The following is a 2,363-nucleotide window of genomic DNA, read 5'->3' on the forward strand; positions in this document are numbered from 1 at the left end:
TCCAGCTCTCGATCCGTTAAAATTGGATGCGCTGTTGTAATATTTTTAATTAATTTTGAATTGTCTTTTGTGACGGAATTAAATATTTTTTCTCGAACCGCTTTACAAAAATATTCTTCTCCTCTAGAAACAGCATGTATGGCTTCAACGATGTTTTCGCCTGCGCATTTTTTTGTCAAATAGCCACTGCAACCTAATTTCATAACTTCCTTTATGATTCTTAAATCGTCATGACTGGATAAAATAAGTACTTTACAAGGAAATCCTTTTGCTACAAATTCCTTAATCACTTCAATGCCATCTTTTTCTGGCATGTTTATATCCAAAATTAGTATATCCGATTTGTTTTGTGTGACTTCCTTAAAAATAGTGCTTCCGTTGAGAGAGTGACCTACTACTTCAAAATCGGTGACGGTGTTTAGAAGAGTACGAATGCCATCAATAAGTATTTGATGATCATCGGCAAGGTGAATTCTAGTTTTTTGTAGCATATCATTGTTCGTCATTCAAAGTTATGAAAAAAATTGAATAATTTCATTTTATAAGATTTTTATTCTGTTTAAAAAAAATAAAATATAAATACAAAAAAACCCGAATTGTTACATTCGGGTTTCCTTCGCACTAATAAACTAAAGTTTATAGGTTTACCTCAATCTGTCCACAGATTTTACAAGATCTTCATCCTTTTTGATCGCTTTGTTAGCCAAGACTAAAAACACGATAGCAAGTACAGGTAGAAACATCCCAATACCTTTCTCCGAAACAGCAGGTGTCTCTCCAGATAGATTTAGTGAACGATATACAAACAATCCTAATAAAATCAAATTTAATATGATATTCAATCTGCCAACAACAAACTGATTTTGTCTTTTTTTATAGGAAACAACACTTAACAAGGTCAATGCAGTATTTAGGCCTAATATTATGGTATACGCTTGGCTTTGCATGAAATAGAATTCTGTACCATCTTTTAAAATCCAAAGCGGAATAAAAAAAAGTAAAATGCTAGTTGTAACAAAAGCAAGTAATAAATATAGAGTCTGAATTCGTTGTATCATTTGTTAAATATCTTTCACAAAAATATATTTTCTTTTTAATAAATACTATTGTCTGATTAAATTTTATTCGTATTATTGCATCATAATACCGTAAGCTCTTCATACTGCGGTTGATTCAAAATAAAGTTCACTACCCATCTTTACATTATTTCCCAAAAATTAATTAAACTCATAGAACATTCATGTTTGATATTTCTGCATTAAAAGAAATGAAGCTTTCTGAGCTTCAAGAAATAGCTAAGTCCGCTAAAACCATAAAATTTAATGGTGTAAAAAAAGAGACTTTAATTAGTCAAATTTTAGAACATCAAGTGGTTGCCGTTGATGCTGCATCAAATACAAAAAAGGACGAGAGTCTTGATGACGACAAACCCAAAAGAGTTAGAATAGTTCCCGTCAAAAAAGCATTGATTCAGAAAAAAACAATAAATACTCTTTTTGAAAAAGACGAAATCGAAACAACTGATTTAGTTGAAAATAATGCTGTAATTGAGCCTATTTCAAATGAAGAAGCTGCTCCTAAAGCGGAATCGAATGTAAATGAAAAGAAAGTAGGCAAAGTTATTAAGTTTAATAAATCAGCTTATGAGAAGAAAATTGCTTTAAAAAAGGATAAAGAAGAGGTGAATGAAGCAAACACAGATAATGTGATTGTTGCAGACATCGCAACTGAAGAAAAAACTGAGGCTCCTGCAGCTCCAGTAAAAAAGATAAATCCAAACCAATTACACAAGCAAAATCCAAATCAGAATCCGAACCAAAATCCAAATCCAAATCAAAACGGAAATGGTAATGGGAATCAAAATCCAAATTTTAAAAATAAGAAAAGTAATTTTGCAGCTTCTGATTTTGAATTTGACGGAATTATAGAAAGTGAAGGTGTACTTGAAATGATGCCTGATGGCTATGGTTTCTTGCGTTCTTCTGATTATAATTATTTGGCATCTCCAGATGATATTTACTTATCGACATCTCAAATTAGATTATTTGGTCTTAAAACTGGAGACACTGTTAAAGGAGTGGTTCGTCCACCAAAAGAAGGAGAGAAATTTTTTCCATTAGTTAGAGTTTTAAAAATAAACGGACACGATCCTCAAGTGGTACGTGATAGAGTTTCATTCGAGCATTTGACTCCTGTTTTTCCTTCTGAAAAATTTAGATTAGCCGAAAAACAAAGTACTATTTCCACCAGAATCATCGATTTGTTCTCACCAATAGGAAAAGGACAGCGCGGAATGATTGTGGCACAACCAAAAACGGGTAAAACGATGTTGCTGAAGGAAATTGCAAATGCAATTGCTGCCA

2 protein-coding genes and 1 pseudogene are annotated in these 2,363 nt (G+C 32.2%); 1 reads left to right on the plus strand and 2 read right to left on the minus strand.

The features are described 5' to 3' along the window. Positions 1–491 (minus strand): response regulator transcription factor (locus ACH2BG_RS13600; protein ID WP_395048237.1); only part of this gene is annotated, 491 nt, incomplete at its 3' end. A gap of 153 nt (positions 492–644) precedes the next feature. Further along, positions 645–1,058: a DUF4293 domain-containing protein gene (locus ACH2BG_RS13605; protein WP_395048238.1), complete on the minus strand. Its 414-nt coding sequence runs from the start codon at positions 1,056–1,058 to the stop codon at positions 645–647. A 182-nt stretch (positions 1,059–1,240) separates the two neighbouring features. On the opposite strand from ACH2BG_RS13605, the pseudogene ACH2BG_RS13610 reads away from it, so the two are divergent. Beyond that, positions 1,241–2,363: pseudogene (locus ACH2BG_RS13610) on the plus strand (transcription termination factor Rho); the annotation flags it as partial.

This window comes from Flavobacterium sp. (assembly GCF_043779715.1).
Taxonomy (GTDB): domain Bacteria; phylum Bacteroidota; class Bacteroidia; order Flavobacteriales; family Flavobacteriaceae; genus Flavobacterium.

Excerpts from the sequence above, each read along its gene's own strand:
- ACH2BG_RS13605 (WP_395048238.1), bottom strand. The coding sequence starts at position 1,058 with ATGATACAACGAATTCAGACTCTATATTTATTACTTGCTTTTGTTACA.